At 67.0% G+C, this 26,106-nt stretch carries 28 protein-coding genes and 1 tRNA gene; 12 read left to right on the plus strand and 17 right to left on the minus strand.

Features of this window, described 5'->3' with window-relative positions; all coding sequences use genetic code 11:
- The first annotated feature begins 68 nt into the window (after nucleotides 1–68).
- Nucleotides 69–141, plus strand: a tRNA-Arg gene (locus K0O64_RS23980).
- 49 nt (nucleotides 142–190) lie between these two features.
- Here K0O64_RS23980 and K0O64_RS23985 read toward each other — a convergent pair.
- Both K0O64_RS23985 and K0O64_RS23990 read right to left on the minus strand, forming a co-directional pair.
- The gene (locus K0O64_RS23985) at nucleotides 191–1,375 is read right to left on the minus strand and encodes an IS481 family transposase (protein WP_096312749.1); all 1,185 of its coding nucleotides are present in this window, start codon (nucleotides 1,373–1,375) and stop codon (nucleotides 191–193) included.
- Nucleotides 1,376–1,480: 105 nt separating this feature from the next.
- Entirely contained in the window at nucleotides 1,481–1,870 is a 390-nt protein-coding gene (locus K0O64_RS23990) for a VOC family protein (protein ID WP_096312208.1), read from the minus strand.
- An 88-nt stretch (nucleotides 1,871–1,958) separates the two neighbouring features.
- Between K0O64_RS23990 and K0O64_RS23995 the strand changes: the two genes are divergently transcribed.
- Nucleotides 1,959–2,606 carry a phosphoribosylanthranilate isomerase gene (locus tag K0O64_RS23995; protein WP_096312209.1) on the plus strand — a complete coding sequence of 216 codons (648 nt, stop codon included), beginning with the start codon at nucleotides 1,959–1,961 and terminating at the stop codon, nucleotides 2,604–2,606.
- Here K0O64_RS23995 and K0O64_RS24000 read toward each other — a convergent pair.
- Complete coding sequence (locus tag K0O64_RS24000; RefSeq protein WP_344791959.1) at nucleotides 2,603–3,544, minus strand: GGDEF domain-containing protein; 942 nt, start codon at nucleotides 3,542–3,544, stop codon at nucleotides 2,603–2,605. The genes K0O64_RS23995 and K0O64_RS24000 overlap by 4 nt on opposite strands.
- 261 nt (nucleotides 3,545–3,805) lie before the next feature.
- The gene (locus K0O64_RS24005; protein ID WP_096312210.1) at nucleotides 3,806–4,489 is read right to left on the minus strand and encodes a GAF and ANTAR domain-containing protein; all 684 of its coding nucleotides are present in this window, start codon (nucleotides 4,487–4,489) and stop codon (nucleotides 3,806–3,808) included.
- Between the two features lie 228 nt (nucleotides 4,490–4,717).
- On the opposite strand from K0O64_RS24005, the gene K0O64_RS24010 reads away from it, so the two are divergent.
- From K0O64_RS24010 to K0O64_RS24020, 3 genes are all read left to right on the plus strand, one after another.
- Entirely contained in the window at nucleotides 4,718–5,947 is a 1,230-nt protein-coding gene (locus K0O64_RS24010) for an acetyl-CoA acetyltransferase (protein ID WP_096312211.1), read from the plus strand.
- The gene (locus K0O64_RS24015; protein ID WP_096312212.1) at nucleotides 5,937–7,454 is read left to right on the plus strand and encodes a carotenoid oxygenase family protein; all 1,518 of its coding nucleotides are present in this window, start codon (nucleotides 5,937–5,939) and stop codon (nucleotides 7,452–7,454) included. The genes K0O64_RS24010 and K0O64_RS24015 overlap by 11 nt, the downstream gene beginning before the upstream one ends.
- Before the next feature lie 68 nt (nucleotides 7,455–7,522).
- Nucleotides 7,523–8,410: a winged helix-turn-helix transcriptional regulator gene (locus K0O64_RS24020; RefSeq protein WP_164520234.1), complete on the plus strand. Its 888-nt coding sequence runs from the start codon at nucleotides 7,523–7,525 to the stop codon at nucleotides 8,408–8,410.
- On the opposite strand, the gene K0O64_RS24025 is transcribed toward K0O64_RS24020, so the two are convergent.
- On the minus strand, nucleotides 8,403–9,005 hold the full coding sequence (locus K0O64_RS24025) for an LpqN/LpqT family lipoprotein (RefSeq protein WP_164520133.1): 603 nt from the start codon (nucleotides 9,003–9,005) through the stop codon (nucleotides 8,403–8,405). The two genes, K0O64_RS24020 and K0O64_RS24025, sit on opposite strands and share 8 nt — an antisense overlap.
- Before the next feature lie 169 nt (nucleotides 9,006–9,174).
- On the opposite strand from K0O64_RS24025, the gene K0O64_RS24030 reads away from it, so the two are divergent.
- Nucleotides 9,175–9,624, plus strand: a complete 450-nt coding sequence (locus K0O64_RS24030) for an Hsp20/alpha crystallin family protein (RefSeq protein ID WP_096312999.1) — start codon at nucleotides 9,175–9,177, stop codon at nucleotides 9,622–9,624.
- Nucleotides 9,625–9,727: 103 nt separating this feature from the next.
- Nucleotides 9,728–10,018, plus strand: coding sequence for a DUF1905 domain-containing protein (locus K0O64_RS24035; protein WP_071950324.1), 291 nt, complete (start codon nucleotides 9,728–9,730; stop codon nucleotides 10,016–10,018).
- Between the two features lie 28 nt (nucleotides 10,019–10,046).
- Here the strand turns inward: K0O64_RS24035 and K0O64_RS24040 are convergent, their stop codons facing one another.
- Genes K0O64_RS24040 through K0O64_RS24055 form a run of 4 tightly spaced genes read right to left on the minus strand, consistent with a single transcriptional unit; the run spans nucleotide 10,047 to nucleotide 13,950 of the window.
- Complete coding sequence (locus K0O64_RS24040) at nucleotides 10,047–11,336, minus strand: sensor domain-containing phosphodiesterase (protein ID WP_164520134.1); 1,290 nt, start codon at nucleotides 11,334–11,336, stop codon at nucleotides 10,047–10,049.
- Between the two features lie 11 nt (nucleotides 11,337–11,347).
- Nucleotides 11,348–11,947: a GNAT family N-acetyltransferase gene (locus K0O64_RS24045; protein ID WP_096312216.1), complete on the minus strand. Its 600-nt coding sequence runs from the start codon at nucleotides 11,945–11,947 to the stop codon at nucleotides 11,348–11,350.
- Nucleotides 11,944–12,366 carry a hypothetical protein gene (locus K0O64_RS24050; RefSeq protein ID WP_096312217.1) on the minus strand — a complete coding sequence of 141 codons (423 nt, stop codon included), beginning with the start codon at nucleotides 12,364–12,366 and terminating at the stop codon, nucleotides 11,944–11,946. The genes K0O64_RS24045 and K0O64_RS24050 overlap by 4 nt, the downstream gene beginning before the upstream one ends.
- 9 nt (nucleotides 12,367–12,375) lie before the next feature.
- A complete protein-coding gene (locus tag K0O64_RS24055; protein ID WP_096312218.1) occupies nucleotides 12,376–13,950 on the minus strand; it encodes an ABC-F family ATP-binding cassette domain-containing protein in 1,575 nt (524 codons plus the stop codon).
- A gap of 146 nt (nucleotides 13,951–14,096) precedes the next feature.
- On the opposite strand from K0O64_RS24055, the gene K0O64_RS24060 reads away from it, so the two are divergent.
- Complete coding sequence (locus K0O64_RS24060) at nucleotides 14,097–14,540, plus strand: cupin domain-containing protein (protein WP_096312219.1); 444 nt, start codon at nucleotides 14,097–14,099, stop codon at nucleotides 14,538–14,540.
- Here K0O64_RS24060 and K0O64_RS24065 read toward each other — a convergent pair.
- Complete coding sequence (locus K0O64_RS24065) at nucleotides 14,530–15,261, minus strand: 3-keto-5-aminohexanoate cleavage protein (protein WP_096312220.1); 732 nt, start codon at nucleotides 15,259–15,261, stop codon at nucleotides 14,530–14,532. The genes K0O64_RS24060 and K0O64_RS24065 overlap by 11 nt on opposite strands.
- 50 nt (nucleotides 15,262–15,311) lie before the next feature.
- Between K0O64_RS24065 and K0O64_RS24070 the strand changes: the two genes are divergently transcribed.
- Together K0O64_RS24070 and K0O64_RS24075 are read left to right on the plus strand one after the other, a co-directional pair.
- The gene (locus K0O64_RS24070) at nucleotides 15,312–17,030 is read left to right on the plus strand and encodes an NAD-binding protein (RefSeq protein WP_096312221.1); all 1,719 of its coding nucleotides are present in this window, start codon (nucleotides 15,312–15,314) and stop codon (nucleotides 17,028–17,030) included.
- A 17-nt stretch (nucleotides 17,031–17,047) separates the two neighbouring features.
- A complete protein-coding gene (locus tag K0O64_RS24075) occupies nucleotides 17,048–17,932 on the plus strand; it encodes a hypothetical protein (RefSeq protein WP_096312222.1) in 885 nt (294 codons plus the stop codon).
- Here K0O64_RS24075 and K0O64_RS24080 read toward each other — a convergent pair.
- Nucleotides 17,929–18,816, minus strand: a complete 888-nt coding sequence (locus K0O64_RS24080; RefSeq protein ID WP_096312223.1) for an amidohydrolase family protein — start codon at nucleotides 18,814–18,816, stop codon at nucleotides 17,929–17,931. The two genes, K0O64_RS24075 and K0O64_RS24080, sit on opposite strands and share 4 nt — an antisense overlap.
- Before the next feature lie 108 nt (nucleotides 18,817–18,924).
- Here K0O64_RS24080 and K0O64_RS24085 point away from each other — a divergent pair, with 108 nt between their 5' ends.
- Complete coding sequence (locus K0O64_RS24085; protein ID WP_071949331.1) at nucleotides 18,925–19,584, plus strand: response regulator; 660 nt, start codon at nucleotides 18,925–18,927, stop codon at nucleotides 19,582–19,584.
- Nucleotide 19,585: 1 nt separating this feature from the next.
- Here K0O64_RS24085 and K0O64_RS24090 read toward each other — a convergent pair whose 3' ends face one another.
- On the minus strand, nucleotides 19,586–19,810 hold the full coding sequence (locus K0O64_RS24090) for a three-helix bundle dimerization domain-containing protein (protein WP_225933532.1): 225 nt from the start codon (nucleotides 19,808–19,810) through the stop codon (nucleotides 19,586–19,588).
- 143 nt (nucleotides 19,811–19,953) lie between these two features.
- Here K0O64_RS24090 and K0O64_RS24095 point away from each other — a divergent pair, with 143 nt between their 5' ends.
- Nucleotides 19,954–20,337, plus strand: a complete 384-nt coding sequence (locus K0O64_RS24095; RefSeq protein WP_096312224.1) for a hypothetical protein — start codon at nucleotides 19,954–19,956, stop codon at nucleotides 20,335–20,337.
- Between the two features lie 3 nt (nucleotides 20,338–20,340).
- Here the strand turns inward: K0O64_RS24095 and K0O64_RS24100 are convergent, their stop codons facing one another.
- Genes K0O64_RS24100 through K0O64_RS24120 form a run of 5 tightly spaced genes read right to left on the minus strand, consistent with a single transcriptional unit; the run spans nucleotide 20,341 to nucleotide 26,105 of the window.
- The gene (locus K0O64_RS24100; protein ID WP_096312225.1) at nucleotides 20,341–20,787 is read right to left on the minus strand and encodes a type II toxin-antitoxin system Rv0910 family toxin; all 447 of its coding nucleotides are present in this window, start codon (nucleotides 20,785–20,787) and stop codon (nucleotides 20,341–20,343) included.
- Nucleotides 20,788–20,790: 3 nt separating this feature from the next.
- Nucleotides 20,791–20,997, minus strand: a complete 207-nt coding sequence (locus K0O64_RS24105) for an antitoxin (protein ID WP_220045809.1) — start codon at nucleotides 20,995–20,997, stop codon at nucleotides 20,791–20,793.
- 3 nt (nucleotides 20,998–21,000) lie between these two features.
- Nucleotides 21,001–23,400 carry an HAD-IC family P-type ATPase gene (locus K0O64_RS24110; protein WP_220045810.1) on the minus strand — a complete coding sequence of 800 codons (2,400 nt, stop codon included), beginning with the start codon at nucleotides 23,398–23,400 and terminating at the stop codon, nucleotides 21,001–21,003.
- Nucleotides 23,397–24,983, minus strand: coding sequence for a serine hydrolase (locus K0O64_RS24115; RefSeq protein ID WP_220045811.1), 1,587 nt, complete (start codon nucleotides 24,981–24,983; stop codon nucleotides 23,397–23,399). Before K0O64_RS24115 ends, K0O64_RS24110 begins: the two co-directional genes overlap by 4 nt.
- Before the next feature lie 18 nt (nucleotides 24,984–25,001).
- The gene (locus tag K0O64_RS24120; protein WP_174714209.1) at nucleotides 25,002–26,105 is read right to left on the minus strand and encodes an MBL fold metallo-hydrolase; all 1,104 of its coding nucleotides are present in this window, start codon (nucleotides 26,103–26,105) and stop codon (nucleotides 25,002–25,004) included.
- Nucleotide 26,106: the final 1 nt, after the last annotated feature.

Below are 26,106 nucleotides of genomic sequence, written 5' to 3' on the forward strand. Positions count from 1 at the left end.
GCGCCGGCGCAGGGCCACTGCGCGCTGGTCGCTCTGTGCCCGTCACGCGGTAAGCTGCCAGCCGTTGCGCCCCCGTAGCTCAGGGGATAGAGCACGGCTCTCCTAAAGCCGGTGTCGCAGGTTCGAATCCTGCCGGGGGCACTTTTGTGATGTCTCGAGACATCGGAATAGCTCTGAGCCTGCTTTGGGTTCAGGGCTTTTTCCGTTTGGGGCCTTTGGGGGCTCCGGTGGGTTGGTAGTCCCTGGTGGGGTCGAGGATGAGGTCGCGCAGTACTTCTCCGGTGGCGGCGTTGATGACGGTGATGTGGTGGTCTTGGGCCAGGATCAGGACGCGGGTTCGGTAGTGGTGGCGTCCGATGCCGATGTGGTGCAGGCGGCCGTTGACGCGCAGGGTGACTGACCCGGCTTGGTCGACGCGGTCGGTGCGCACGCGGTTGTGGGTGTCGATGCGGCTTGCTGGGTTGGCTTTGGGTCGGCTGGTGTAGATGGTGGCGGGGGTGGCCCGGTGGGGTAGTGATCGGTGTGGGCGGCGGTGGTTGTACTCGTCGACGAAGGCGTCGATCTGGGTTTGCAGCTCGGTGATGCTGGCCGCGGGTGGTTGCTTGGTGAGTGCTTTTTTGAGGGTTTGGTGGAAGCGCTCGACTTTCCCGCAGGTGGTGGGGTGGTTGGGGGTGGAGTTGATTTGGCGGACTTGCAGGTGGCGCAGCTCGGCTTCGAAGTGGTTGCGTCCGCCTTTGCCGCCGGCGAGGCGGGTGGTGAACACCATGCCGTTGTCGGTCAGTGTTGAGTATGGGATGCCATGGCGGGCAACGGCTTTGCGGAATTCGTCGAGGACGATGGGCCCGGTGACGCGGCGGTGGGCGGTCACGGATAGGGCGTAGCGGGAGTGGTCGTCGATCCAGCACAGGATCTCGGTGTGGGTGCCATCGGTGAGCCACCAGTGGGTGAAGTCGGCTTGCCAGCGTTCGTTGGGTTGTTCGGCGGCGAAGCGGATGTAGGAAGTCTTGGGTCGTTTACGCGGGTTGGGTTCGACCAGGCCGGCGGCGTGGAGGTGTCGGCTGATCGAGGCTGCCGACACGATCAGTTGGTGGTGGTGTTGTAGGTGCCAGGCGATGGTGTGCGGACCGTTGTCGAGGCCTTTGCCGGCCAGGGTGGCGCGCAATTCGATGATCAGATCGATGGTGGCCTGCGGTAGTCGGGTGGGGCTGCTGTGGGGCCGGCGTGAGCGAGGTTTGAACGCTGCCTCGCCTTCTTCGGTGTAGCGGGCGATGAGCCGGGAGATCCAGCCCTGCGATACCCCGTAATCCCGGGCGACCTGCGACTGTGAGCGGCCCTCAACAAGCACCGCGGTGATGACCAACCGAGCCTTCGACACCAGCCGAAACTGGCCCACCACCTATTCCGATGTCTTGAGACACCCCATTCCGATGTCCTGAAACACCACACTGCCGGGGGCACTTTTTTGTGGACCTGCCGGCACCTATGCGGGCGGCGCGGGCGTGAACAACTCAACCAGATTTCCGGCCGGGTCGGCGACCAATACCTGGCGTCCGCCGGGACCACTGATCACCTCGCTGCGCGGCACCACCCCAGCGGCCTGCAAGCGGGCGATCTCGGCGTCGAGATCCTCGACGATCAGATGGATACGGTTCCTGCCCGCCGAATCTGCATCTGCCGGAGTGGCGCGGGCACCGGAACTCTGCGGACCCGACAGAAGGAGCCGCAGCCGCCCGCGCGTGACGTCGGCGAAGGCCGGTAGATGCGCCGACCGCACGACGAAGCCGAAGTGGCCGGTGTAGAAGTCGATTGCGGCCTGGACGTCGTCGACGACGTAGCGGACGCTGACCAGATCTTCGTTCTCTTCAGACATGACAAATCCTCGCTCACCTGTGCGCCTCGTGTCAGGATCGCACGACGTTCACCATCGCCACGATTGGTCGATGCGACGGAATTGACCCATGACCTATGTGAAGATCTGCGGTATCCGGCGGCTCGAGGACGCACTGGCCGCCGTCTCCTGCGGCGCTGACGCGGTCGGCGTTCTCGTCGGTCAGCAGCACCACTCCCCCGATTTCCTCGCCGCGTCAGATGCGGCCGCGATCGTCGCCGCACTGCCGCTGCCCGTCACGTCGGTGTTGGTCACCCACCTCGCCGAACCGGACGAGATCGTCGCGCTCGCGAGGTCGGTCGGCGTGACCGCGATCCAGTTGCACGGCCAGACCTCACCGGCCCAGGCCGCGGAGGTCAAGAGCCGCCTGCCATCGATCAAGACGTTCAAGGCAATTCACGTCGTCGACCACCAATCAATCGACGCCGCACGGCAATACGCCGGCACTGTCGATGCGATCGTCCTCGATACGGTCAATGTCGCGACCGACCAGGTCGGCGGCACCGGCCGAACCCACGACTGGTCGATCAGCCGGCAGATCGTCGAACGGCTGGCGGTCCCGGTGGTTCTGGCCGGCGGCCTGCACCCGGACAACGTCGGCGAAGCGATCCGGCAGGTGCGGCCTTACGGCGTCGACGTCAACTCCGGCACCAAAGGCCCCGACGGCTTCAAGGACCACGCCGCCCTGAAGCGCTTCATCGACAACGCGAAGCGCTAGGCGATCGACTGGTTGGCGTCTTCACCGAGATCCGGTGGGCGCCGGTCGATGGGGTCGGTGTCCTGGTGGCGGCATCCGTTGCCGCCGGCGCGCTTGGCGCGGTACATCGCCCAGTCGGCGGTGTCGACGAGCCGGTCGACGAGCGCCTTGTAGTCGCCGTCGGTGTCGGACAACCGGACCGCAGTGGTTCCGACACTGGCGGTGACGCCAGCGGGCGACTCCCCGATAGACCTGCATATCCGTTCGGCCAGTTCGTGGCAGTCGGCGCTGGGCGACGCGACCGCCACCACGAACTCCTCGCCGCCGCTGCGCGCGACGACCGCATTGGTGCCGGCAGCGCGTTCCAGGGCGCGCGCCACATGAACCAACGCCGTATCGCCGGCGGCGTGACCGTACCGGTCGTTGACCAACTTGAACTTGTCGAGGTCGATCAGCGCCACCACCAGATGTGCGTCGTCGACTTCCCTGCCGAGCTTGATGAGCCGGGACGCCTGGCGGCGGAACGTCCGCCTGTTGAGCAACCCGGTCAGCGGGTCGCGTTCGGCACGCAGCAGATCCGTCCTGAGTGCGCGGACCAGGAATTGGATGGCCAGTGGCAACGCGATGTTGATCTGGATGATCAGCCACCAGTCGACGGCGGCCAGGGCCGGATGTCCGGCGGCGGCCATCCGCACGGCGCCACTGCTCACCACCGCTGCCGCGACGGCGAAGTTGTACAAGACCAGCGCCGTGGTGTGCATGAACGCGATGTAGGCGCCGATCGTCGCGAAAGCGATGCAGCCGATCACCGCGGGCAGCGGGGCGGGATACGCCAGGCACGCCAGCGCCACCGAGGCATTGGTGACCAACGCGAATGCCAGTGACTCACGCCGGCTTGGCCACTTCACGATGAACAACGCAGCCCCGCCGACCCCGCCTGCGATGGCAAGCCAGGTCATGACCACCGGCAACGTTCCAACGGGCCCGTCAGCAGAGGCGAGCAACGCCAGGAGACACGCGACGAACGATGCGGCTAGAAACGCCATGAGGGCACGCGCAGCACCACGCATGCCTCGAGCGGCCAGGTAGCCGCTCAACCATTCGTAATGAGTGGATTGCTGCCACCAACGCTTGAGCGCATCCCTCACCATCGAGCGACCCCCACGAGCACTGAAAACTTCGGACCCACGATACCGGTGGTTCCGTGCCCTTCGCGGCGGCTAGGTACCCCGGGTTTCGATCACCCGGTTGGCGATGTCGATCAGCCTGGTGTTGGAGGTCTGGGACAGTTCACGCAACATGTCGAACGCGCGCATGGCATCGACGTTGAACCGCTCCATGATCACGCCTTTGGCCTGACCGATGACGTCCCGAGAGTTCAGCGCGGATTCCAGTTGCTCACTGTGACGGCTCGCCAGGATCGCCGCCGCCGCGTGCGCGGCAAGCACCGATCCGATCACCTCAGACTCGCCGTCGAAGGCGTGGGGCTTCAGACCGAACAGGTTCAGCGCACCGGCGGTCGTGTCACCGGTGTACAGCTTGAACGACAAGCCGCTGCGCACGCCCAGTTCGGTGACCGCGGCGCTGTACTTGGGCCAGCGCCGCTCGGTGGTGAAGTCGTCGGTGCGCACGATCAGCTCGTCGATCGCCGCCTGGATGCACGGGCCCTCCCCGCATTCTTCCTGCAGCGCGTCGATCTTGTAGATCAGCTCCGACGTCCCGAACATCGACTCGTACTTGCCGCCTTTGCCGATCAACAGCACGCCGCAGGTGTCGGTGCCGGGGATCATTTCCGTCGCCGCGGCGGTCACACCGGCCAGCACGTCGTCGACACTGCGGGGCGACGCAGTGGCCCTGGCCAGCTCGGCCATCCGCAGCGCCAGATCGTGGGTGGGCGAAGACATCCAGCAAGTGTGCCCCACCGTGACCAAATCGTCGCACGCGCCCGGGCAATGAAAACGTTTGTTAATCAATGAGTGGGGCAATGCTGGGCGCAAGCGGGCGCGGTGGTCGACACCCACGCCCGCTGAGGTCCTGTCGGTTCAGACCGCGAGCCGACGGGGCCGCCCCTGATTGTGACGGCTCCGCCGAATCCGACCCGTCGCTCTTTTAGCTGTAGTAACTTCGGCGCAATGGCGAGAAATGTCTGGATCCTCGGTGGCTATCAGACTGACTTCGCCCGCAACCTCACTCGCGAAGACCGCGATTTCGCGGCGCTGACCGGTGAGGTCGTCGACCTGACCCTCGCTGAGTCGATGATCGACGCGGCCGACATCGACGTCGTGCACGTGGCGAACGCTTTCGGTGAGATGTTCGCCCGTCAAGGCCACCTCGGCGCGATGCCCGCCACCGTCCACGACGGTCTGTGGGACACCCCCGCCACCCGCCACGAAGCGGCCTGCGCCTCGGGCAGTGTTGCCGCACTGGCTGCGATGGCCGATCTGCGGGCGGGCAATTACCGCACCGCACTCGTCGTCGGCGTGGAACTGGAGAAGACGGTGCCGGGCGATACGGCGGCCGCCCACCTCGGGGCCGCGGCGTGGACCGGGCATGAGGGCGCCGACGCGACATACCTGTGGCCGTCGATGTTCGCCGAAGTCGCCGACGAGTACGACCGCCGCTTCGGTATCGACGATGCGCACCTGCATGCGATCGCGGCCCTGAACTTCGCCAACGCCAAACGCAACCCCAACGCGCAGACGCGGGACTGGGTGGTGCCGGATCTAATCGCGCACGGCAGCGACGACGCCGTCAACCCGCCGACCGAAGGCCGGATCCGCCGGTATGACTGCAGCCAGATGACCGACGGCGGCGCGGGCGTCGTTCTGGTCAACGACGAGTTTCTGCGTGATCATCCGGGCGTGCGCCCGATCGGGCTGATCGAAGGCTGGGGTCACCGCACAGTCGGGTTGGGCCTGCGGCAGAAGCTTGACCGCGACGCGGCGAATCTTTATGTGCTGCCCCATGTTCGGGCCGCCGTGCACGACGCGCTCGGCCGGGCCGGGATCGGACTCGATGATCTCGACGGCATCGAGGTGCACGACTGCTTCACCCCGAGCGAGTACCTCGCCATCGACCATATCGGCCTGACCGGTCCGGGCGAGTCGTGGAAGGCGATCGAGAACGGGGAGATCGAGATCGGCGGTCGGTTGCCGATCAACCCGAGCGGTGGTCTCATCGGCGGCGGCCACCCGGTGGGCGCATCGGGCATCCGCATGATGCTCGACGCCGCGAAACAGGTGAGTGACCTCGCCGGGGACTACCAAGTCGGCGGTGCCCGCCGGTTCGGCACACTGAACTTCGGCGGAAGCACTGCGACCACAGTCAGTTTCGTGATCAGATCGGCAGACGATGGACACTGAGATCGTCGGCAAGTTCCTCTCAACGCTGCCCGAGGACGACGACCACCCCTACCGCACCGGCCCCTGGCGACCGCAGACCACCGAGTGGCGCGCTGACGACCTCACCGTCGTCGACGGAGAGATCCCCACCGACCTCGATGGGGTGTATCTGCGCAACACCGAGAACCCGCTTCACCCGGCACTGAAGGCGTATCACCCGTTCGACGGTGACGGCATGCTGCATATCGTGGGTTTCCGTGACGGAAAAGCGTTCTACCGCAACCGTTTCGTCCGCACTGACGGGTTCGAGGCGGAGAACGCGGCCGGCGGCCCGCTGTGGCCGGGCCTGGCCGAGCCGCTGTCGCTGGCGAAGGTCGACTACGGCTGGGGCGCGCGCACGCTGATGAAGGACGCCTCGAGCACCGACGTGGTGGTGCACCGGGGCACCGCATTGACGAGCTTCTACCAGTGCGGCGACCTCTACCGCGTCGACCCGTACTCCGCCGAGACGCTCGGCAAGGAGACGTGGGGCGGCAACTTCCCGGGCGACTGGGGTGTCTCGGCGCATCCGAAGGTCGACGAACGCACCGACGAGATGTTGTTCTTCAACTACTCCAAGAACGCGCCCTACATGCACTACGGGGTGGTGGACGCGAACAACGATCTGGTCCACTACGTCGACGTTCCCCTGCCCGGCCCGCGACTGCCGCACGATATGGCGTTCACCCGAAACTACGTGATCCTCAACGACTTCCCGCTGTTCTGGGATCCCGAACTGCTGGAGCGCGACGTGCACATGGCCCGGTTCCATCGGGACATGCCGTCGCGGTTCGCGGTGCTGCCCCGGCGGGGCACCACGGAGGCGATCCAGTGGTTCGAGGCCGACCCGACGTTCGTGCTGCACTTCGTCAACGCCTACGAGGACGGCGACGAAGTCGTGCTGGACGGTTTCTTCCAGGGCGACCCCGAACCACAAGACAACGGCACCGGCACCAAGTGGCAGCGGGCGTTCCGGTTCCTCGCGCTCGACCGGATGCAGGCCCGGTTGCACCGCTGGCGGCTCAACCTGCGCACCGGCGGACTCACCGAAGAACCGTTGTCGGACAGCATCACCGAGTTCGGGATGATCAACACCGGTCACCTCGGTGAGCCGTACCGGTACACCTGGGCGGCCACCGGCAAGCCGGGCTGGTTTCTGTTCGACGGGCTGGTCCGCCACGACGTGCGCACCGGCAGCGAGGAGCGCTACTCCTTCGGCGACGGGGTCTACGGCAGCGAGACGGCCATGGCGCCCCGCGTCGGCAGTCAGGCGGAGGACGACGGCTACCTGGTCACGCTGACCACCGATATGGGCGCCGACGCGTCGTACTGCCTGGTGTTCGACGCCGCCCGGCTGGGCGACGGGCCGGTGTGCAAACTTCAACTCCCGGAACGGATTTCCAGCGGCACCCACTCCACCTGGGTCGCGGGAGAATCACTGCGCCGCTGGCATACCGCGGACTCGGCCGCCGAGGCGATCGGACTGTAGTGACCGATCTGCATTCCGCCGAGACGCCCACCGTCTTGGCCCCTGACAGTCCCAATGCCATCGGCCGGATGCTCGGCCTACTCGGCGACGAATGGAACCTGCTGATCGTCCAGCAGGCACTGCTGGGCGCCAGCCGCTACAGCCAGTTCATGTCGCGGCTGCCGATCTCGAACTCCGTTCTCACAAGCCGGCTACGGACGCTGGTCGGCGACGGCCTGCTCACCCGCAAGGTGCACACCTCCACCCGGGCGCGCACCGAGTATCTGATCACCGACCGCGGCCGCTCACTGTGGCCGGCGCTGTTGTCGATCTGGGAGTGGGAACGCAACTGGGTCACCGACCATCGGGCCTCGCTACCGGCGATGCGTCACATGGCGTGCGGATCGCATTTCGCACCGTTATTGCGCTGCAACACCTGTCAGGCCGTGGTCACCGGATCCGAGGTGGGGCTGCGCCTGGGGCCGAGCGGAGACTGGTCGCGGTCGGCGCCTGCCGCGTCCACGCGACGCCGATCGGATCCCGAAAGCGCGGCGCGGGGTGCCGGGTTGTTCCCGGAAACCATGAGCGTGTTCGGCAACCGTTGGGCCGCAGCTCTTCTGGTGGCGGCGTTCCTGGGCACCACCCGCTTCACCGACTTTCAGACCCAGCTCGGCGCCCCGCCTAGCCTGCTGGCCGAGCGGCTCCAGACGTTCTGCAGCCTCGGCGTGTTCACCACTGCGCCGGCGGAACGGTCTGGGCCCGAGCGGGCCGCCTACCTGTTGACCGAGAAGGGGCTCGCGTTTTTCCCGGTGCTGATCGCCGCGCTGCAGTGGGCGCAGTGGTGGTTCCAGGCCCCCGAGGGGCCGGCCGTGGTGATGACCCACCACGAGTGCGGTTCGGGTTTCACCGGCGAACTGGCCTGCGACCGCTGCACCGAGCGGCTGAGCGGCGCCGAGGTCAGCACCGTCGCTATTTAGGCGGAAGTATCTGGAATCCCTTGAGGATCGCCGCCGAATCGGTTGCGTAGGTGGGGTTGTCGGGCTTGATCGTCTGCACCGTCAACGTGCTGACGTAGTTGATGTCGCCGTCTTGGTAGACCACCGCGAGCGAGGTGGCGCTGCGGGCCGGGATCTTGCCCATCGCCGGCGCGGTGTAGGAGGTGGTCTGGGCCGTCGACCCACATACCTGCGCCGGGGTGGTCTTGAGGTCCTTGACCTTCAGCCGTGCCTGCAATTGTTGGTTCTGGGCGTCGAGGATCGCCTGCGCATGGCCCACGTCGGTGCTGACCTTCTGCAGGGTGACGACGGCATTGGGCGTGAATCCCTCATCGGTGAGCCCCGGATTGCGGATGGCGTACCGGATGGACTCGGAGTCCAGTTTCGTGGTCCGCTCCCAGCCCTGCGGCTGCGGCAGTCGCAACCTCGGCTCCTGGTCGGTCCGGGTGGGGATGTCGGTCATCGGCAATGACACCGAGTCGCACTTGGCGGCGTCGGGCTTCTTCTTGTCGTCCGAACAACTTGTGATCGTCACCGTCAGTGCGACCGCCAGAGCGGCCGACACGACTGAAGTCACCTTGCGCAATGTCACCCCTTCGAAAGCCCGGCCCAGCCTACCGGGGGCCGAAAAAATCTCGTCGAAAAGTGTTAGCACTCTCTCCCTTCGAGTGCTAATCTGGCGATGCACAGTAAAGCTGCCCGCCAGGGTGGTGGGCTTGCGTTCAGCGATGCAGGAGGTGAGTACTGTGCTTCGCTTCGATCCGTTCAATGACCTTGATGCCATGGCCCGGGGATTGCTGACCAGCCAAACCGGAACCGATCGCAGCCCCCGATTCATGCCGATGGACCTGTACAAGGTCGACGACCACTACGTGCTGACCGCCGACCTTCCCGGCGTGGATCCCGGTTCGATCGACGTCAACGTCGACAACGGGACCCTGACGCTCACGGCGCACCGCTCGGCCCGTTCCGAGGATTCGGTGCAGTGGTTGACCAGTGAGAGGTTCTTCGGCACCTACCGGCGCCAGCTGGCACTCGGCGAAGGTATTGACACCGGCAAGATCTCGGCCACCTACGAGAACGGTGTGCTGACGGTGACGATCCCGCTGGCCGAGCGCGCCAAGCCGCGCCGCATTGAAGTCACCCGTTCTAGCGAGAGCAAGCCCATCGAGGCGACGACCGTCGAAGCGGGCTGAGCCCAACGAGCGCCGAACGTCCGGCTTGGCCTGCTGGCCGGGCCGGACGTTCGGCTCACGATTCGGTGTGCGCGGCCCGGCGCGCGGCTTTAGCGTGATCGGCGTGGACTGGGAGTTCGAGGCCGAGGTTTTCCAATGGCGTGGTCCGGCGCCGTACTTCTTCGTCGAGACGCCAGCGCATGTCGATGACTTTCTGCACGCCCACCTCGGCGAACTGACCTACGGCTGGGGTGTCATCCCGGCGCGGGTGCGCATCGGCGGCACCGAGGTGACGACATCGCTGATGCCGAAAGAGGGCGTGTATCTGGTGCCGCTGAAGGTGGCACTACGCCGGCCCGAAGGCATCGACGACGGTGACCATGTCCTTGTCCGGTTGCAGGTCGGCCGTACATGACGGCTGTGCCGAGATCGACTCTCCTACTTCACAATTGACGAATAAGGTCGACTGCATCGGAGGGCGGTCCGAGATAGAAGCCCTGACCGTATTCGATGCCGAGACCGATGAGAGTCTGTAGCTGGCTGGGTGTCTCGACGGCTTCGGCGACCGTCTTCGCCTTCAGCTCCGAGGCCAACGATTTCAGTGCGGTCGCCATCGCACGGGCGACGGGATCGTCGTCGATGGCGGCGATCAACTCGCCGTCGATCTTGATCATCTCCGGACGGAGCCTCAGCAGCTGAGTGAAGTTGGCATAGCCCGAGCCGGCATCGTCCACCGCGACCGATACACCGCGATCCCGCAACGACTTCAACCCGAGCACGAGGTCAGCGGGAAACGGTTCGTGCTCGGTGATTTCTACGACCAACGCACGGTCCTGCGCAGCCAACATGTCCTGGATCGCCGGCTCCAGCACCGCGCTCGGACTCAGGTTGACCGACACGGGACAATCACCGGGGATCGGACTCGCCTCGCTCAAAACCGTACGAAGCGCGGCATATTCGAGGTCGACACCGCGGCCGAGCCGACGGGCCGCGCTGAACCATTGAATCGGTGTCACGCCCGATGAGGCGGGGAAACGCATCAAGCCCTCGTAGGCCACCGTGGTCCGGTTGTCCAGACGCACGATGGGCTGGAAGACCGCCCTCAGCGCGTCCGGCTGCGCCAGCAGGGCGTCCAATCGTTCCTGCAGGCCCTCGGTTTCGGCGGCTTCCGGCACCATCACCGAGGCGATGAACCGCGCGGTGAGTGCGCGCCGTCCTCGGTCATCGCCGTCGGTCATCACCTGGGTCAGCAGCGCTGAGAGTTGCAGCTGGGCGCCGACCAACGCGGAGACGAACTCGCTGATGGCCAGCAGCGCGTCGAGATCCGCGTCGGTGAACGCACCCGCTGCCGACGCCGCCAACAGCAGCGAACCGATCGGGTCGCCGTGGTACATCAGCGGAATCACCGCCCAGGACCGGCTGTCCCACTGCTTGTTCACCGCGCGAACACGTGCCGACAGTCGCTCGTCGGTCATTCCGTCGTGGGACAGCTTCGGACGTCGTTCCCGCGCCGCGAGTCCCTGGAAGCTGCTATCGGCGGGCACCACGAAACCCGTGGCGGCCGCGACCAGACCGTGTGCCGAGACGGTGACGTAGGCGTTGTCGGAGCCGCGAAGTAACGTCACGGCCGCCCCGTCGGCGTTCGGCACGAACGCACACACCTGCTCGGAGACGCGCCCGACCAGCGACGCCGGGTCCATCGACGCCGTCAGTGCCTGAATCAATCTCTCCACAGCACCCTCCGTCAGGAATGTCGCCTGAGCTGGAAGGTCAAATTGTTGCGTACCGCCGGCCATTCGATGTCGAGAATGGAGTACACCACGGTGTCGCGGCGAGACCCGTCGGCGAGCAGCTGATGGCTGCGCAGCACACCGTCGAGCTTGGCGCCGAGGCGTTCGATCGCCGCCCGGCTCCCGCGATTGAAGAAGTGGGTGCGGAATTCGACAGCGACGCAACCGAGTTGGTCGAACGCGTGCGAGAGCATGACCAACTTGGTCTCGGTGTTGACTCCGGTGCGCCGCGCCGATGCCGAGTACCAGGTGTGGCCGATCTCGAGCCGGCGGTTGGCGGCGTCGACATGGAACAAACTCGAGGAGCCGACCACCACACCGTCCGTCCGCCGCCGGATCACATAGGTGACACCGTCGTCGGAGGCCTGCATGGTCTGCATCCGGCTCACCCACGCCGCGGCGGTCTCCGGCGACGGCGCACTGGTGAACCACAACTCCCCCAGCGAACCGTCGGCCGCGGCAGCGGCGAGTTCGGGGATGTGAGAGTCGTGCAGCGGTTCGAGGGAAACCCATTGCGCGCCGGTCAAAGTCACCGGTTCGACGAATCGGCTCATCTGCGGCGCGCCAGGGCGGTGATCAACGCCCACACCGACGAGAGAAGCGCGCCACCCGCACACACCGCCCCGATGTAGAAGCCGTACCCGACCGACACCGATCCGCCGACGTTGAGGTGGTAGTACCAGTAGGTCAGCACACCGAGCAGCACCGAGATCACCAGCGCCGCCGCGGCGGCCAGGCGCGGGGACAGGTTGCGCGCCACCATCGCACCGGTGACGATCAGGGCCGACGCCAGCAGCACGATCAACTGGCCGGCCCCGAAGCGCGGCGGCAGCACGATACTGCCGACAGTGCCACCGATCGCGCTGGCGCGGCCACCGCCCTTGACCGAGGTCGTCAACCACGGCAGCCAGGCGCTGACGGCCAGTATCGCCGCACACAGCACGACGAACCAGCCCGCACGCAGGTGTGCCATGGTCTGACCCTAACCCGCCACGTCCACGACGCCGGGCTGCCGCATCGAGAAGGTCCGATCCAGATCCAGCCGGGCCAGGAACTCGTCGTCGTGGCTGACCACGATCAGCGCACCACGATAGGCCCGCAGCGCGTCGACCAGCTGGTCGACGCTGGCCAAGTCGAGATTGTTCGTCGGTTCGTCCAGCACGATCAGCTGCGGCGGCGGCTCGGCCAGCAGCAGCCGCGCAAGCGCCACCCGAAACCGTTCACCGCCGGACAGGGTGGCCACCGGCCGGTACACCGCGTCACCCCGTAGCAGGAACCGCGCGAGGCGGGTGCGCACCAGGGCGGAGTCGGCGTCCGGTGCGGTGGCGCGCACGTTGTCCAGGACACTGGCCGTATCGTCCAGGCCGTCGATACGCTGCGGCAGATAGCCCACGCGGTCGGTCAGCAATCGGCCCGTGGTGCCGGCGATCAGACCCTCCAGAAGCCGCGTCTTACCGATGCCGTTGCGCCCGACCACCGCGACGCGCTCGGGACCCATCACCACCAATGGTCCACGCACGCCGGGTAATTCGGCGAGCCTGCGACTGGCCGGTACACCGGGGTCGGGCAGGTCGACGCGAATGTGCTCGTCACTGCGCAGTCTGGCCTCGGCCGCCTGCAACGCGTCCGCGGCCTCGGCTGCCTTGTCGTCGAGTCCGGCCCGCAGCTTGCCCGCTGACACCTGCGCGGACGAGGCCCAGTTGTTCATCACGATCTTCGGTGCGCGTTTGTTGGCGTAATCCTTCTGTGCCTTGCGATTGCGGTGAGCCAACTTGGTCTCGGCAGCCGCGCGCTGTCGCTTCTGTACCCGCACCATCTGCTCGGCGGCCGACACCGCCTGTGCCGCCGCGGCTTGCTCATTCTCCAAATGGGCGCGCCATTCGCGATAGGGACCGCCGAACGACGTCAGCCGGTGGTTGTGCAGCTCGGCGGTGTGGTCCATCCGATTCAGCAGTGCCACATCGTGACTGACGATCACCAGCGTTGCAGGCCAGTCGTCGATCACGTCGAACAACCGGGCCCGGGCCTCACGGTCGAGGTTGTTGGTCGGTTCGTCGAGCAGAGTGATCGCGGCCGGCTCCAGCCGAAGGGCGCTGATCCCCAACAGCATCGCCTCCCCGCCGGATACCTGCCCGACTGTCCGGTCCAAGTCCGCGGGTGTCAGGCCGATGACGCGCAGCGCGTCCGCGGCGCGGTCCGCGACGTCCCAGTCCTCGCCGATCACCTCGAAATCCCGCTCGGTCGCACTGCCGGATTCAATCGCGCGCAGTGCGGTCAGCTTGGCACCGACACCCAGCACGTCGGCGATCGACAGCGTGGTGTCCAACGTCAAAGTCTGCGGCAGGTAGGCGACGTCGCCGCCGGTGATGATCCGGCCGCCGGTGGGCACGAGGTCACCGGCGATCAGCCGCAGCAGCGTTGACTTGCCGCTGCCGTTGGCGCCGATCAGGCCGGTTCGGCCGGTCGACAGCGTGGCGTCAAGGCCGCGCAGCGCCACCGTCCCGTCCGGCCAGGCGAAGTCGAGGTCGATCAGAGTGATTGCGGAATCGGTAGGCATGGGTCTCCAGGTGGTCGTCAGCGGGCAGGTGAGCGGCGCTGTGATCCACGGTGGGGACCCTCCTTTTCGACGCGCGGGCAGGAACGACGGCCACGGTAGTGGCGTAACTGCGGTGCGGGCAACCGATTTATCCCTACGCTGAAGCCATGGATCTCCCCGACTGGGTTCGCGCGCTCGACATGGGACCCCACCCCGAAGGCGGCTTCTTCCGCGAGACCTGGCGCAGCGAGCTCGTTGTCGGTGAATCGGCACTACCGCCCGACTACAACGGCCCGCGCAACGCCGGAACCGCCATCTATTTCGTGCTGCTGCCCGGCCAGCAGTCAGCGTGGCACACCGTGCGCAGCGCCGAGCTGTGGCTGTATCACCGCGGCGGCCCGTTGTTGCTCGAGATCGGACCGGAAAAGGAAAGCGCCACAACGGTTCTGCTCGGTCCGGATATCCTCGCCGGTCAGCAGCCGCAGGTTCTGGTGCCGCCGGGACATTGGCAGCGGGCACGTCCCCGCGACGATGAGCCGACCCTGGTCAGCTGTGTGGTGGTGCCGGGCTTCGACTTCGCGGACTTCGCCCTCGCGCCCCCTACCGACTGACGGACGCCAGCACCTCGAACGCGGCGGCAACGAGCTCGGCGTTGCCCGGCGCCGTCGACCCGTCCGGTAGCAGCACCGTGTCCTCCAGCCCGATGCGGGTCTGCACTCCCCGCGCACCCGCATGGGCCAGCAGCGGCCAGCAGCTGTCGTCGAGGCCGTGCAGCAGCATCGGCGCCGGCGATTGTGCCCGCGCAATCCGGGCCAGAAGGTCGTCGGCGATCTCGGTGGTCCCGTCGGGTCCCAGTTCGACCATCACCCGCAGGCAGTGCGGAGCCACCTCCGAGTCCGCCCACGCCTGCGCGGCGTCGGCATGGAAGATGCCGGCTTCCACTCCGATGCCCCGGCTCAGCAACAGCTGCGCCAGTTCCTCGGCGCCGGGCTCGTGCCAGTTGACCGACGCGAAGTCGGGCAGCACAGTCCACGCCTCGACGGTGCGCAACCGCCGCTGCGGATCAGGCAGCGCCCAGAATCCCGTCGTCACCCCCAGCGGCAGACCCGGCACGGCGTGCCGGACGGCGCTCACCGCGGCCCCGACGATCTCGGGTTCCAGCGAGTCCACCCCGTCGGCGGTCTTGGGGTGCAGGTGTACCGCCATCGCCCCGGCGCCGTGCGCGGCGACCGCCGCGGCCGCCAACTGTTCCGGCGACACCGGAAGTCCGGCGTGCTGATCGGGGGTTCGGGCGCCGTTGATACAGGCTTTCACATAGGGAGCTTGGGCCATAACGTCATTCTCACCCCTCACGGCGCCACTTTCCGAAGTAGCGTTTCCCCATGCGGGGCCACACCATCGTCTGCGGGGACGACGCACTCGGACTGCGGATCATCGACGAACTGAACAACGCCGGGGTCACCGTCGCGATCTCGCAGGCACCCGAGGACCTGGACGCGGCAGGGATCGCCACCGCCGCCGCGGTGATCTGCGCCGATGACGACGACGCGCTGAACCTGGAGATCGCACTGCTGGCCCGGCAGGCCAATCCCCGGGCACGGATCGTGGCCCGGCTGTCCAATGCGGTGCTGCGCGAGGCGATGGCCGAAGGCAACGGGCCCGGCGCCATCCTCGACGTCGCGGACCTGGCGGCGCCCTCGGTGGTCGAGGCGCTGCTGAAGCGGACCACCCACACGATCTCGGTGGCGGGGGTGGACTTCGTCGTCAGCGGCACCACCGCCGGCCGTGACGGCAGCCTGCGGGAGATTTTCGGCGATCTCGCGCCGGTCGCGGTCATCCGCGGCGACGACTCGGAAAACCCCGGCGAGGTGATCGCCTGTCCCGGCCGCGACATGCAGGTGCGTACCGGTGACTGGACCGCCATGATCGGTACCGCCGACGAACTTGCCGAGCAGAGTATCGAGGTCGCCAAGCCGATCCCGGCATCGCCGCGAGCGCGCCCACTGTTCGTCCGGATCGCCGACGGCGTGCGGGCATTCGCCGACGACCTGAACCCGATGTTCTACCGCGCGCTGGCCGTGTCGGCCTCGCTCCTGATCGGGTCGACGATCATGCTGCGCTTCGCCTACAAGCAGCCCGGGATGGGCTGGATCGATGCGCTGTATTTCTCGGCGGAGACCATCGCGACCGTCGGGTACGGCGATTTCAATTTCCTCGAACAGCCCACCTGGCTGCGCATTTGGGGCGTGGTGATGATGTTCGCCGGCGTGGCCACCACGGCGATCGTCGTGGCATTCGTCGCCGATGTTCTTCTGTCACAGCGGATTTCGCAGGCAGCCAGCCGGCAGAAGGTGCGTCACCTGCAGCGCCACGTGGTCGTGGTGGGCCTCGGGTCGTTCGGCATCGGGGTGGCGGCGGTGCTCAAGGCCGCCGGGCACGACGTGGCCGTGATCGAACGCGACGAGGACAGCCGCTACCTGTCGGCGGCAGCCGAACTGGGGGTACCGGTCATCTTCGGTGACGCCACGCTGCGGCAAACCCTGGAAGCCGCCCGTGTTCGTGACGCCCGCGCGGTCGCGGTGCTCACCCAGGATGACGTGGTCAACATCGAGACGGGCATCGTCGTGCGCGAAATGCTGGGTGCGCGAACACTTCCCGAACTCCAGCGTCCTGCCGTCCCGATCGTGCTGCGCATCTATGACCGGGCACTGGGATCCGCCGTCGGCACCCGGTTCAAGTTCGAGTTCGTCCGCTCCACCGTCGATCTGGCCACGCCATGGTTCATCGGGGAAGCGATGGGACTCGACGTGCTGGGCACCTTCTCGGTGGGGCAGCGGTCGTTCATGGTCGGTGCGGTGCAGGTCCAGCCCGGCAGCGAGCTGGACGGGATCCGGATGTTCCAGCTCTCCACCCAGACCCGGGTGATCGCCATCGGCCGCGATGACGCCCCGCTGCGGTTGCATCCACGCCGCGACACTCAGTTGATCGCCGGGGACACCGCCTATCTGGTCGGCCCGTACCGCGAACTGATCGCCACCCTCCGCAAGGGGGAACACGCGTCGCGGCCGGGAACGATCAGTGGCCCAACACGGGCAGGTTGATCACCTACTCTCTGCTCATGACGCAGTCGGGTGAGTCGCTGACGAGGCGTGACGACATTCGCCGTCGCCTCGGGGAGCGCTACCGGCGTCTTGCGGAATCCCGCAGGCTCAGTCCGTTCACAGCAGTGGTGTCGCGCTTCACCGAGATCGACGGCGGCACTCAGGGCGCCGTGGTGTCCACCCAGCTGTTCACCACGGTGATTCCGTTGATGATCATCGGCTTCAGCTATATGCAGGGCTTCGCCGACAACGCGAGCCCCGGGACAATCTTCACCCGGCAGTTCGGTCTGGAACATCCGCTCACCGACCGGGTGCGGGAAGCGTTCGGCAATTCCGCGGGATTGCGCGCGGATTGGACTCTGATCGGCGTCGCGAGCTTCCTCGTCTGGGGCATCCCGATGGCGGCTTCGGTCGCGACGATCTTCGCCAAGGCGTGGCGCCGCGAGCAATACGGCTTGCTGACCCGGTTACTGCGCGGCACCGCGTGGTTCGCGCTGTACCTCGTCAGCATCGCGGTGCGGGAGCGAATCATGTTCGGCCATCATCACCACGGCCTTCCCCGGGCGCTGCTGTTCGTCGTGGGTCTGTTGCCGGTGTGGCTGTTCTGGTCGGTGACGCCGGCTCTGCTGGTGCGCGACGGTGGCCGGGGGCTTCGCTCGCTTGCGCTGGCCGGGCTGGCCGGTGTGGTGATCGACGGCGTCGCGATTCCGCTGGGCTCCCGGCTGCTGTTCCCCTCGCTGTTGCACGGCTGGGACGGGTTCGGACCGATCGGCGTGGCGATGGCCCTGCTGATCTGGTGCGGCGCCGTAGGCACCGGCTGGGTGGTGACGGCGTGCGTGGGCGCGGTCCTGTGGGAACGCAACGCGCCCTCGGAGATGGTCGTCGACTCTCAGGTCGGCTAAGACAGTCCCAGCACGCGCACGGCGTTGTCCTTGAGGATCAGCGGCACCACCGCCGGATCGATGTCGAGGGCCTCGAAGTCCCGCCGCCAGCGGTCCAGCGCGATGTAGGGATGGTCGGTGCCGAACAGCGCCTTGGTCCGCAGCTGCCGACCGATCGCGGACACCAGTTGTGGCGGAAAGTATTTGGGCGACCAGCCGGACAGGTCCACGAACACGTTGGCCTTGTGGGATGCGATCGCGATCTGCGCGTCGACCCACGGCACCGCCGGGTGGGCCATCACGACAGACAGCTCCGGGAAGTCGGCGGCGACATCGTCGAGCAGCATCGGGTCGGAGTAGCGGAGCTTGATCCCGTGCCCGCCGGGCAGCGCCGACCCCAGTCCGGTCTGGCCGGTGTGGAACAGTGCCGGAACGCCGGCAGCGGCGATGGCCTCGTAGATCGGGTAGAACCGGCGGTCGTTGGGCTCGAACCCCTGCAGGCTCGGGTGGAACTTGAAGCCTTTGACGCCGTAGTCGCCGGCCAACTCCCCCACCCGCCGCACCGCGTCGGCGTCCCACGGGTCGACGGAGCCGAACGGAATGAGGACGTCGTTGTTGCGCACCGTCCCCGCGATCAGCTCCTCGACCGAGTTGGGCTGATGCCCGGACACCGTGTGGGCGTCGATGGTGAACACCACCGCCGCGGTGTTGTGCTGCCGGTAGTGGGCGGCGAGGTCGTCCACGCGGGCGAAGTAGTCGGCTCCGAGCTTGAAGTAATGCCCGGTGGCGTGCGCCAGCTCGTCGTCATAGGCGCAGTGGCCGCTCGAGTCGATCTCGACGTGAGTGTGGAAGTCGATGGCGTCGACCGCGGCGACGTCGATGGCGGGTGAGTACCTGACGGTCATCGACGCAGTGTAAGAGAACGGCGCCTGACCTCGGCCGACGGGGATTGTCCGCGGTTTTCAGGACCAAAGTCCCTACCGGCGCGCAACCCCTGCGAGCTTCACTGCTGTGTGCTCAAGGTGTTCCTGGTTGACGACCACGAAGTCGTGCGCCGCGGTTTGGCAGACCTTCTCGGTGCCGACCCTGAACTGACCGTGGTGGGCGAGGCCGCGACGGTGGCGGAGGCGCTGGCACGCATCCCCGCCGCCGCCCCCGACGTCGCGGTCCTGGACGTCCGCCTGCCCGATGGAAGCGGTATCGACCTGTGCCGGGATCTACTGGCCGCAGATGACCATCTGCGCTGCCTGATCCTGACGGCGTTCACCGACGAACAGTCCATGCTCGACGCGATCCTGGCCGGGGCGAGCGGGTACGTGGTCAAGGACATCCGCGGGATGGCGCTGGCCGAGGCGATCAAAACCGTCGGGAGCGGAAAGTCGTTGCTGGACAACCGCGCAGCGGCGGCCCTGATGCACCGGCTGCGCAAGGACACCGAGCAGGACGAGCGGCTGCGGGACTTGTCGTCGACCGAACGCACGCTGCTACAACTGCTGGGCGAGGGCCTGACCAACCGGGAGATCGGCCAGCGGATGTTCCTGGCCGAGAAGACCGTGAAGAACTACGTGTCACGACTGCTGCTCAAGCTCGGCTTTGCCGGGCGCACCCAGGCCGCGCTCTTCGCCGCCGAGTCGTTGCGCGGCAGTGACCCCGGCCCGATGGTGACGCCGTAGCTCAGACCGAGATCTCGACCGCGGGCTGCAGGACGAACGTCGCGCGACAGGACCGCTCCACGAACAGCGGCACGAACTCGCGGATCCGGGCGCCGTCGAATCGGCGGTAGGTACTGTCCACGGTCTCGGTGATGATGTGGTCCGGCACGTACGGGAACAATTCCGTCAGGCGGCTCACCACCTGATCGATCTGGCGCTGCTCGTCAGCACGGTCCACGCCGGACATCATCGGACGAAATACGCGGTTTGCGCAACTACCGTCACGACGGCGGATGACGCCCGGGTGGCGGACAAATGAACAAAAAGCTGTGGCGCCTTGGTCATTCCACCCGGTGCACGCAGGCCATCACAGTCCGATACAGTTCGCCCGTGACCTCACCGAGCAATGTGGACGCCGGCGACCAGACCCCCGAGTCCGCGAATCGCCTTCAGGCCGAGCATCTCCGGGAGATGTTGCTGGGCCAGTGTGAGCAACTCGACACCGACCTTGCGACGTACGGCTCGGCGCTCGAGCGCTACCAGCGGCGCGGTGAGCAGACGCAGGCCCGGCGGATTCGCGGCATGATCCGCGCCGCTGAACGGGAGCGTCGCTCGGTGCAGGATCTGATCTCGGGACTGGAGCGGCGGTTCCTCGTCGCGGAGGCTGCCCGCAGCGAGCAGGCTCGGCATCCGCTGCCCGGTCTGGGCGCGGCCCGGCACGGCGCCCCGCGGGTCAGCCCCTATCCGAGTCCCCACCGGGTCATCAGGAACTGAGTCTTACGACGGCGCGAATACCGTCACAAAGCGGTTCAGCGACTCCTTGATGTCGCCCTTGAGCGCACCGGCCACGACCATGCCGATCGGCCCGAACAGCGCCGCACCGCCCAGATGGACGTCCATGGTCACCACCGAAGTGTTGGGGTCCTTGTCGTTGGCCCGCACCTTGCCGATCAGCTTGACCTTCACCCCGCCGACGCCGGCGCCGTTGAGCGTCATGGCCTCGGGGGCCTTGAAGTGGACGATCTCCCACTTCACCCGGTTGGGCATGCCCTTGACCTCGACGATGGACTCCACGACGGTGCCCTTCTCGAGGGTGTCGGGCAGTTTGGAGCGCCACACCCGGTGGATGGTCAGCCAGTCCTTGTAGCGGGAGAGGTCCGAGGCGTGCTGCCAGGCCTGCTCTGGTGGAAGTGGAACGTCAACGGAGACTGAGAGTTTCGCCATAGGTCAGTTGGGTTGCTCGCCTTTGTCGGTGCGGTTGGAGTCGACGTAGTTCTTGGCGGCGTCCTGCACCTTGTCGACGGTGCCGGAGTACTTGCCCTGCGTCTTCTGATCGATGATGTCGCCGGCCTTGTCGATGGCCTGCTCCACCTTGTCGGCATTGGAGCCCAGAACTTCCTTGGTCTTGCCGAGGGCTTTGTCGAGGAATCCCATCGGTCAATCTTGCACCGGGGGCTCGGTTCGCCACAACATCCGCCGTTCGCCCAGCACCCGGCCCTGCACCCACCACAGAACTTCGACCAGACCGGCGGCCAGCAGGCCCATCGCGACGCCCGTCGTCGTCACCTCCAGGTTGGACGGATCGAGCATGAATGCCGTGCGGGCCGCCGGTATGGCGAAGATCACGACGTACGCCAGGCCGGAAGCGGCCACCAGCGCCACCCGCCACCACTGGTAGGGCCGGGCGACGACCGCCAATACCCAGACCGCCCCCATCAGCAGGGTGATCAGCGCTGCGGTGGAGGTCTGGGTCTGGTCGGCCGTGGTCACGCTGATGCCGTGGTTGGCGATCAGGTACGACGCGTAGGTGGTCACCCCGATCACCACCCCGGACGGCAGCGCCGAGGTCATCACGCGCCGCACGAACCCCGTGTGGGCCCGTTCGTTGTTCGGCGCCAGCGACAGGATGAAAGCGGGGATGCCGATGGTGAACCACGCCGCGATCGTCACGTGGATCGGCTGGAACGGATACAGCAGCGGCGGGGTGCCGAACAGCTTGTGCGACAACCCGGCCAGCCCGACCAGCAGGGCCAGCAGCACCGAGTACACGGTCTTGGTGAGGAACAGGTTGGAGACCCGCTCGATGTTGCCGATCACCCGCCTGCCCTCGCCGACCACATAGGGCAGGGTGGCGAACTTGTTGTCCAACAACACGATCTGGGCCACCGCCCGCGATGCCGGGCTACCCGAGCCCATGGCGACGCCGATATCGGCGTCCTTGAGGGCCAGCACGTCGTTGACACCGTCGCCGGTCATCGCGACGGTGTGGTCGCGCGACTGCAGGGCATGCACCATCGCCCGCTTCTGGTCGGGGCGCACCCGGCCGAAGGTGGTGTATTCGGCCATCGTGTTGGCCAGCGCGTCCGGTTCGGTGGGCAGCCGGCGGGCGTCCATCGTCTCGCCGTGCAGGCCGAGTGTCTGCGCTACCGCACCGACCGAGACCGCGTTATCTCCGGAGATCACTTTGACCGAGACGTGCTGGGAAGCAAAGTATTCCAGCGTTTCACGGGCATCGGACCGGACCCGCTGCTCGAGTACCACCAGCGCCACGGGAGTGACGCGTCCGGGGGCGTCCGGGCTGTCGACGGGCTGATCGCTGGCACCGAGCAGTAACACGCGCATACCGCGCGAGCCGATGTCCTCGGCCTGGGCGGCCGCCGGCGAGTCCGGGTCCAGCAGGACATCGGGTGCGCCGATCAGCCAGTTCCCGTGCTCGCCATAGGAGACCCCGCTCCACTTCGTGGCGGACTTGAATGGCGCTGCGGCCGTTGCGGTCCAACCGGGCGCGTCCGGATACGCCTCGGCGATGGCCTGCATGCTGGCGTTGGGTTTGGGGTCGTCGGCGGCCAGCGACGCCAGCACGTCGGCGACCCTGTCGTCCTGCTCGACCGGGGTGACCTCGGCCAGCCGCATACCGTTCTCGGTGAGCGTGCCGGTCTTGTCCGCGCACACCACATCGACCCGGGCCAGTCCTTCGATGGCGGGCAGTTCCTGGACCAGACACTGCCTGCGTCCCAACCGGATAACGCCGACGGCGAAGGCGATCGAGGTCATCAACACCAGACCCTCGGGGACCATCGGCACGAGTGCGCCGACCATCCGCAACACCGACTCCCGCCAGCCGACATTTGTGGTGAACAACTGGGTGTAGATCACCAGAAGGCCGGTGGGCAGGAGCAGGTAGGTGATGAACTGCAGGATTTTGTTGATGCCGCTGCGCAATTCGGATTTCACCAGCGTGAACTTGCTGGCCTCCTCAGCGAGTTTGGCGGCGTAGGCCTCCCGGCCGACCTTGGTGGCGCGGTAGGCGCCGGAGCCCGCGACCACGAAGCTGCCCGACATCACCGGGTCGCCACTGTGTTTGGCGATGGCATCCGCTTCACCGGTGAGCAGTGACTCGTCGACCTCGAGGTTGGCGGCCTCGAGCAGTTCGCCGTCGACCACGATCTGATCACCCGGCCCCAGCTCGATGACGTCGTCGAGCACGACTTCGTTGGGCGGCAACGGTTTTGTCCCGGTCTGGCGGCGGACGGTCGGTTTGGCCTGGCCGACGATGGCCAGGTTATCCAGTGTCTTCTTCGCGCGCAGTTCCTGGATGATGCCGATGCCGCTGTTGGCGATGATGAGCAGCCCGAACATGCCGTTGATCAACGAGCCGGTGGACAGCACGATGATCAGCAGGACGCCGAGAATCGCGTTGATGCGGGTGAACACGTTGGCCCGCACCACCTCGGCGACACTGCGCGAGGCGCGGGTCGGGACGTCGTTGGTCTGGCCCGCGGCGACCCGGGCGGCGACGTCATCAGCGGACAGGCCGGCCGCTACATCGACGGTCATCGGGTGAAGGTCCCCATCTTGTCCTCGTCGTAGTACTCGAGCGTCAACGTCGCCCCGTCGAACGTCGCCTTGGAAATGCTTCCGGGAGGGAAGTTTTCGCTCGGGAATCGAAACGTGAACACGTCGCCGTCCCAGTGGGTGAGCTCGAGGGTGTCCGGGCGCGGGCCCAGCGAGAGCGTGAGCTTGCCGTCTTTCTCGGCGACCACCGCCGCACCCCAGTAGTCGTTGCTGTAGTTGCCGACGTAGGCGGCGGGCGGCTTGGCGGGGGCGGGGTTGGCCGGCGGCGTCTTGCCCACCAGCGTGCCGAACGGTTTGTCCATGTCGGCGAACGCGTGGGCGTACAGCGCGCGCCAGTCCTGGCGAACCTCGCCGAACTGGACCAGATCGGCGAATTCGGCGGTCAGGGTTTCCGGGATGCCGACCGGGGTGCCGTTGGTCAGCGCGACGATCGCGACATCGGCCGACGGGATGATCACGAAGTTGGTTGCGGCGCCGAGGTCGAAGGCCCCCGAGTGGCTCAGCTGCACCCGGGCCGCCGACGTGGTGCCGACGTTGAAGCCGTATCCGTAGAAGCCGGAGCGCATCGCCGGCTCCTCCGGCGGGCTCGACACGATCTGCGGCGACACCGCGGGCAACAGTGCGGCGGAGTCGACAATCTGCTGACCGTTGTACTTCCCGTTGGCCAGCATCATCGTCAGCCAGTGGGTCAGATCGTTGACCGAGGAGCTCACCCCGCCGGCGGGCGCTTCGGGATCGGCGTTGCGCTGGTAGAGCGGCTTGTAGGTGCCGTCGATGCGGATGTGCCCGACCGCCTTGTCGGCCCTGGCCTCGTAGTCGGCGAAGCGCGAACTGGTCGACGCCATGCCCAGCGGCCGGTACAGCACCTCGGCACTGAGGTCCTCCCAGGACTTGCCCGCTGCGACCGCCACCGCCTCGGCCGCCGCGGTCAGTCCGAAGTTAGTGTAGGCGTAAGAGATTCGGAACGGCGCCAGCGGAAGCTGGCGCAGCCGCTCTAGGATGTAGCGCCGGTCGTAGCCGAGGTCCTCCAGTTGGTCCCCGGCGTGGTCGGGCAATCCGGATCGGTGTGAATACAGGTCACCGACGGTGACCATTTTGGTGGCCGCTGGGTCCGACAGGGCGAACCACGGCAGCTTCTCGGTCACCGGGGTGTTCCAGCCGATGGCGTTGCGGCCGACCTGGTGGGCGACGACCGTGGCCCCGATCGGCTTGGACACCGACGCCAGCTGGAACACCGTGTCGGGGTCCACCTTGTTGCCGGGATCGTCGGCGGGACGGTTGACGTCCTTGACCCCGAAACCCTTGGCGTACACGGTCTTCCCGGCATGGACGACGGCCACCGCCATACCGGGGATGCCGGAGGACTTCATCAGGTCCGCGGCGATCCCGTCGAGCTTGGCGACGGCGTTGTCGACGGCGTTGTCCGGCAGCGCCATGGCAGGTACCAAGGGCGGCGGCTGATCCGACAGTGGCGTGGGCGCCTCGGGCTTGGATGCCGTACCGCTACACGCGGTGAGCGCGGCGACGAGAGCGACGATCGCGGCACGGGCTGCCAGAGCGGTCATGGCTTGCACCGTAGTGGCTCACAGCTGCCACCACCGGTCTATTGCCCCCGCCGCGCTCGCCACGACCCGCCCGCCCGGCTTCGGCACGGCCGCCTGCACCCCGGCGTCGTCGGCGGCCGCCAGCATCCGTTCGACCGGCTCTGCCCAGGGATGGGGGGCCAGCCGGAAGGTGCACCAATGGATCGGCACCAGCAACCCGGCATCGGTGACATCGCGATGGGCGCGCACCGCCTCCTCGGGGTTCATGTGGATGTCCGGCCACGACTTGTTGTATGCCCCGATGGGCATCAGCGTCAGGTCGAACGGTCCGTGCTCGGCGCCGATGTCGGCGAAGCTGCGGGTGTAACCGGTGTCGCCGCCGAAGTACGCGCGGTGCTGCGGACCTTTGATCGCCCACGACGCCCACAGCGTGGTGTTGCGGGACAGGAACCGGCCGGAGAAATGCCGTGCGGGCGTGCACACCAGGGTCAGGTCGCCGATGCGGGCCTCTTCGTTCCAATCCAGTTCGATGATGCGCTGCGCCGGGATGCGCCACTGCCGCAGATGCGCGCCCACACCGAGCGGAACGACGAACGGTGCGCGTTGAGTGCGGGCCAGCGCCAGCACGGTGTCCATGTCGAGATGGTCGTAGTGGTCGTGACTGATCACGATGGCGTCCAGCGCGGGCAGAGCCTCCAGCGGGGCGGGCACCGGATGCAGCCGCTGCGGCCCGACCGTGCGCGACGGCGAGCAGCGCTCGCTCCACACCGGATCGGTGAGCACCCGGTAGCCGTCGATCTCGAGCAGGGCCGTCGAGTGGCCCAGCCAGCTGACCGCGAGAGGTTCGGAGCTGGTCGCTGCCGGCGCCACCAGCGGAACCGTTCCCGCGGGACGGCTGGCCGTGCGGGACGAGAACATGTCGAACAGGACCAGGCGGCTCTCCTCGGAGTCCAGCCGCAGGGCGCTGGCGGGCTCGAGGTTGTGGAAGACGCCCTCCCGGTAATGGGGCGATCCGTCGGCGACCGGCCGGATCTCGCCGGGCCCGGCACCCAGCGATGCGGGGGCGTCGTTCAGGGCGCGCAGCAACCAGCCGCCTCCTGCCAACGACGCGGTCCCGGCGGCGAGGCGAAGCGCTGCGCGCAAC

Origin of the sequence: Mycolicibacterium pallens (assembly GCF_019456675.1) — a bacterium.
Classification (GTDB): Bacteria; Actinomycetota; Actinomycetes; order Mycobacteriales; family Mycobacteriaceae; genus Mycobacterium; species Mycobacterium crocinum.

Excerpts from the sequence above, each read along its gene's own strand:
- K0O64_RS23990 (WP_096312208.1), bottom strand. The coding sequence starts at position 1,870 with ATGTCTGAAGAGAACGAAGATCTGGTCAGCGTCCGCTACGTCGTCGAC.
- K0O64_RS23995 (WP_096312209.1), top strand. The coding sequence starts at position 1,959 with ATGACCTATGTGAAGATCTGCGGTATCCGGCGGCTCGAGGACGCACTG.
- K0O64_RS24000 (WP_344791959.1), bottom strand. The coding sequence starts at position 3,544 with ATGACCTGGCTTGCCATCGCAGGCGGGGTCGGCGGGGCTGCGTTGTTC.
- K0O64_RS24005 (WP_096312210.1), bottom strand. The coding sequence starts at position 4,489 with ATGTCTTCGCCCACCCACGATCTGGCGCTGCGGATGGCCGAGCTGGCC.
- K0O64_RS24010 (WP_096312211.1), top strand. The coding sequence starts at position 4,718 with ATGGCGAGAAATGTCTGGATCCTCGGTGGCTATCAGACTGACTTCGCC.
- K0O64_RS24015 (WP_096312212.1), top strand. The coding sequence starts at position 5,937 with ATGGACACTGAGATCGTCGGCAAGTTCCTCTCAACGCTGCCCGAGGAC.
- K0O64_RS24020 (WP_164520234.1), top strand. The coding sequence starts at position 7,523 with ATGCTCGGCCTACTCGGCGACGAATGGAACCTGCTGATCGTCCAGCAG.
- K0O64_RS24045 (WP_096312216.1), bottom strand. The coding sequence starts at position 11,947 with ATGAGCCGATTCGTCGAACCGGTGACTTTGACCGGCGCGCAATGGGTT.
- K0O64_RS24050 (WP_096312217.1), bottom strand. The coding sequence starts at position 12,366 with ATGGCACACCTGCGTGCGGGCTGGTTCGTCGTGCTGTGTGCGGCGATA.
- K0O64_RS24055 (WP_096312218.1), bottom strand. The coding sequence starts at position 13,950 with ATGCCTACCGATTCCGCAATCACTCTGATCGACCTCGACTTCGCCTGG.
- K0O64_RS24060 (WP_096312219.1), top strand. The coding sequence starts at position 14,097 with ATGGATCTCCCCGACTGGGTTCGCGCGCTCGACATGGGACCCCACCCC.
- K0O64_RS24065 (WP_096312220.1), bottom strand. The coding sequence starts at position 15,261 with ATGGCCCAAGCTCCCTATGTGAAAGCCTGTATCAACGGCGCCCGAACC.
- K0O64_RS24070 (WP_096312221.1), top strand. The coding sequence starts at position 15,312 with ATGCGGGGCCACACCATCGTCTGCGGGGACGACGCACTCGGACTGCGG.
- K0O64_RS24075 (WP_096312222.1), top strand. The coding sequence starts at position 17,048 with ATGACGCAGTCGGGTGAGTCGCTGACGAGGCGTGACGACATTCGCCGT.
- K0O64_RS24080 (WP_096312223.1), bottom strand. The coding sequence starts at position 18,816 with ATGACCGTCAGGTACTCACCCGCCATCGACGTCGCCGCGGTCGACGCC.
- K0O64_RS24090 (WP_225933532.1), bottom strand. The coding sequence starts at position 19,810 with ATGTCCGGCGTGGACCGTGCTGACGAGCAGCGCCAGATCGATCAGGTG.
- K0O64_RS24100 (WP_096312225.1), bottom strand. The coding sequence starts at position 20,787 with ATGGCGAAACTCTCAGTCTCCGTTGACGTTCCACTTCCACCAGAGCAG.
- K0O64_RS24105 (WP_220045809.1), bottom strand. The coding sequence starts at position 20,997 with ATGGGATTCCTCGACAAAGCCCTCGGCAAGACCAAGGAAGTTCTGGGC.
- K0O64_RS24110 (WP_220045810.1), bottom strand. The coding sequence starts at position 23,400 with ATGACCGTCGATGTAGCGGCCGGCCTGTCCGCTGATGACGTCGCCGCC.
- K0O64_RS24115 (WP_220045811.1), bottom strand. The coding sequence starts at position 24,983 with ATGACCGCTCTGGCAGCCCGTGCCGCGATCGTCGCTCTCGTCGCCGCG.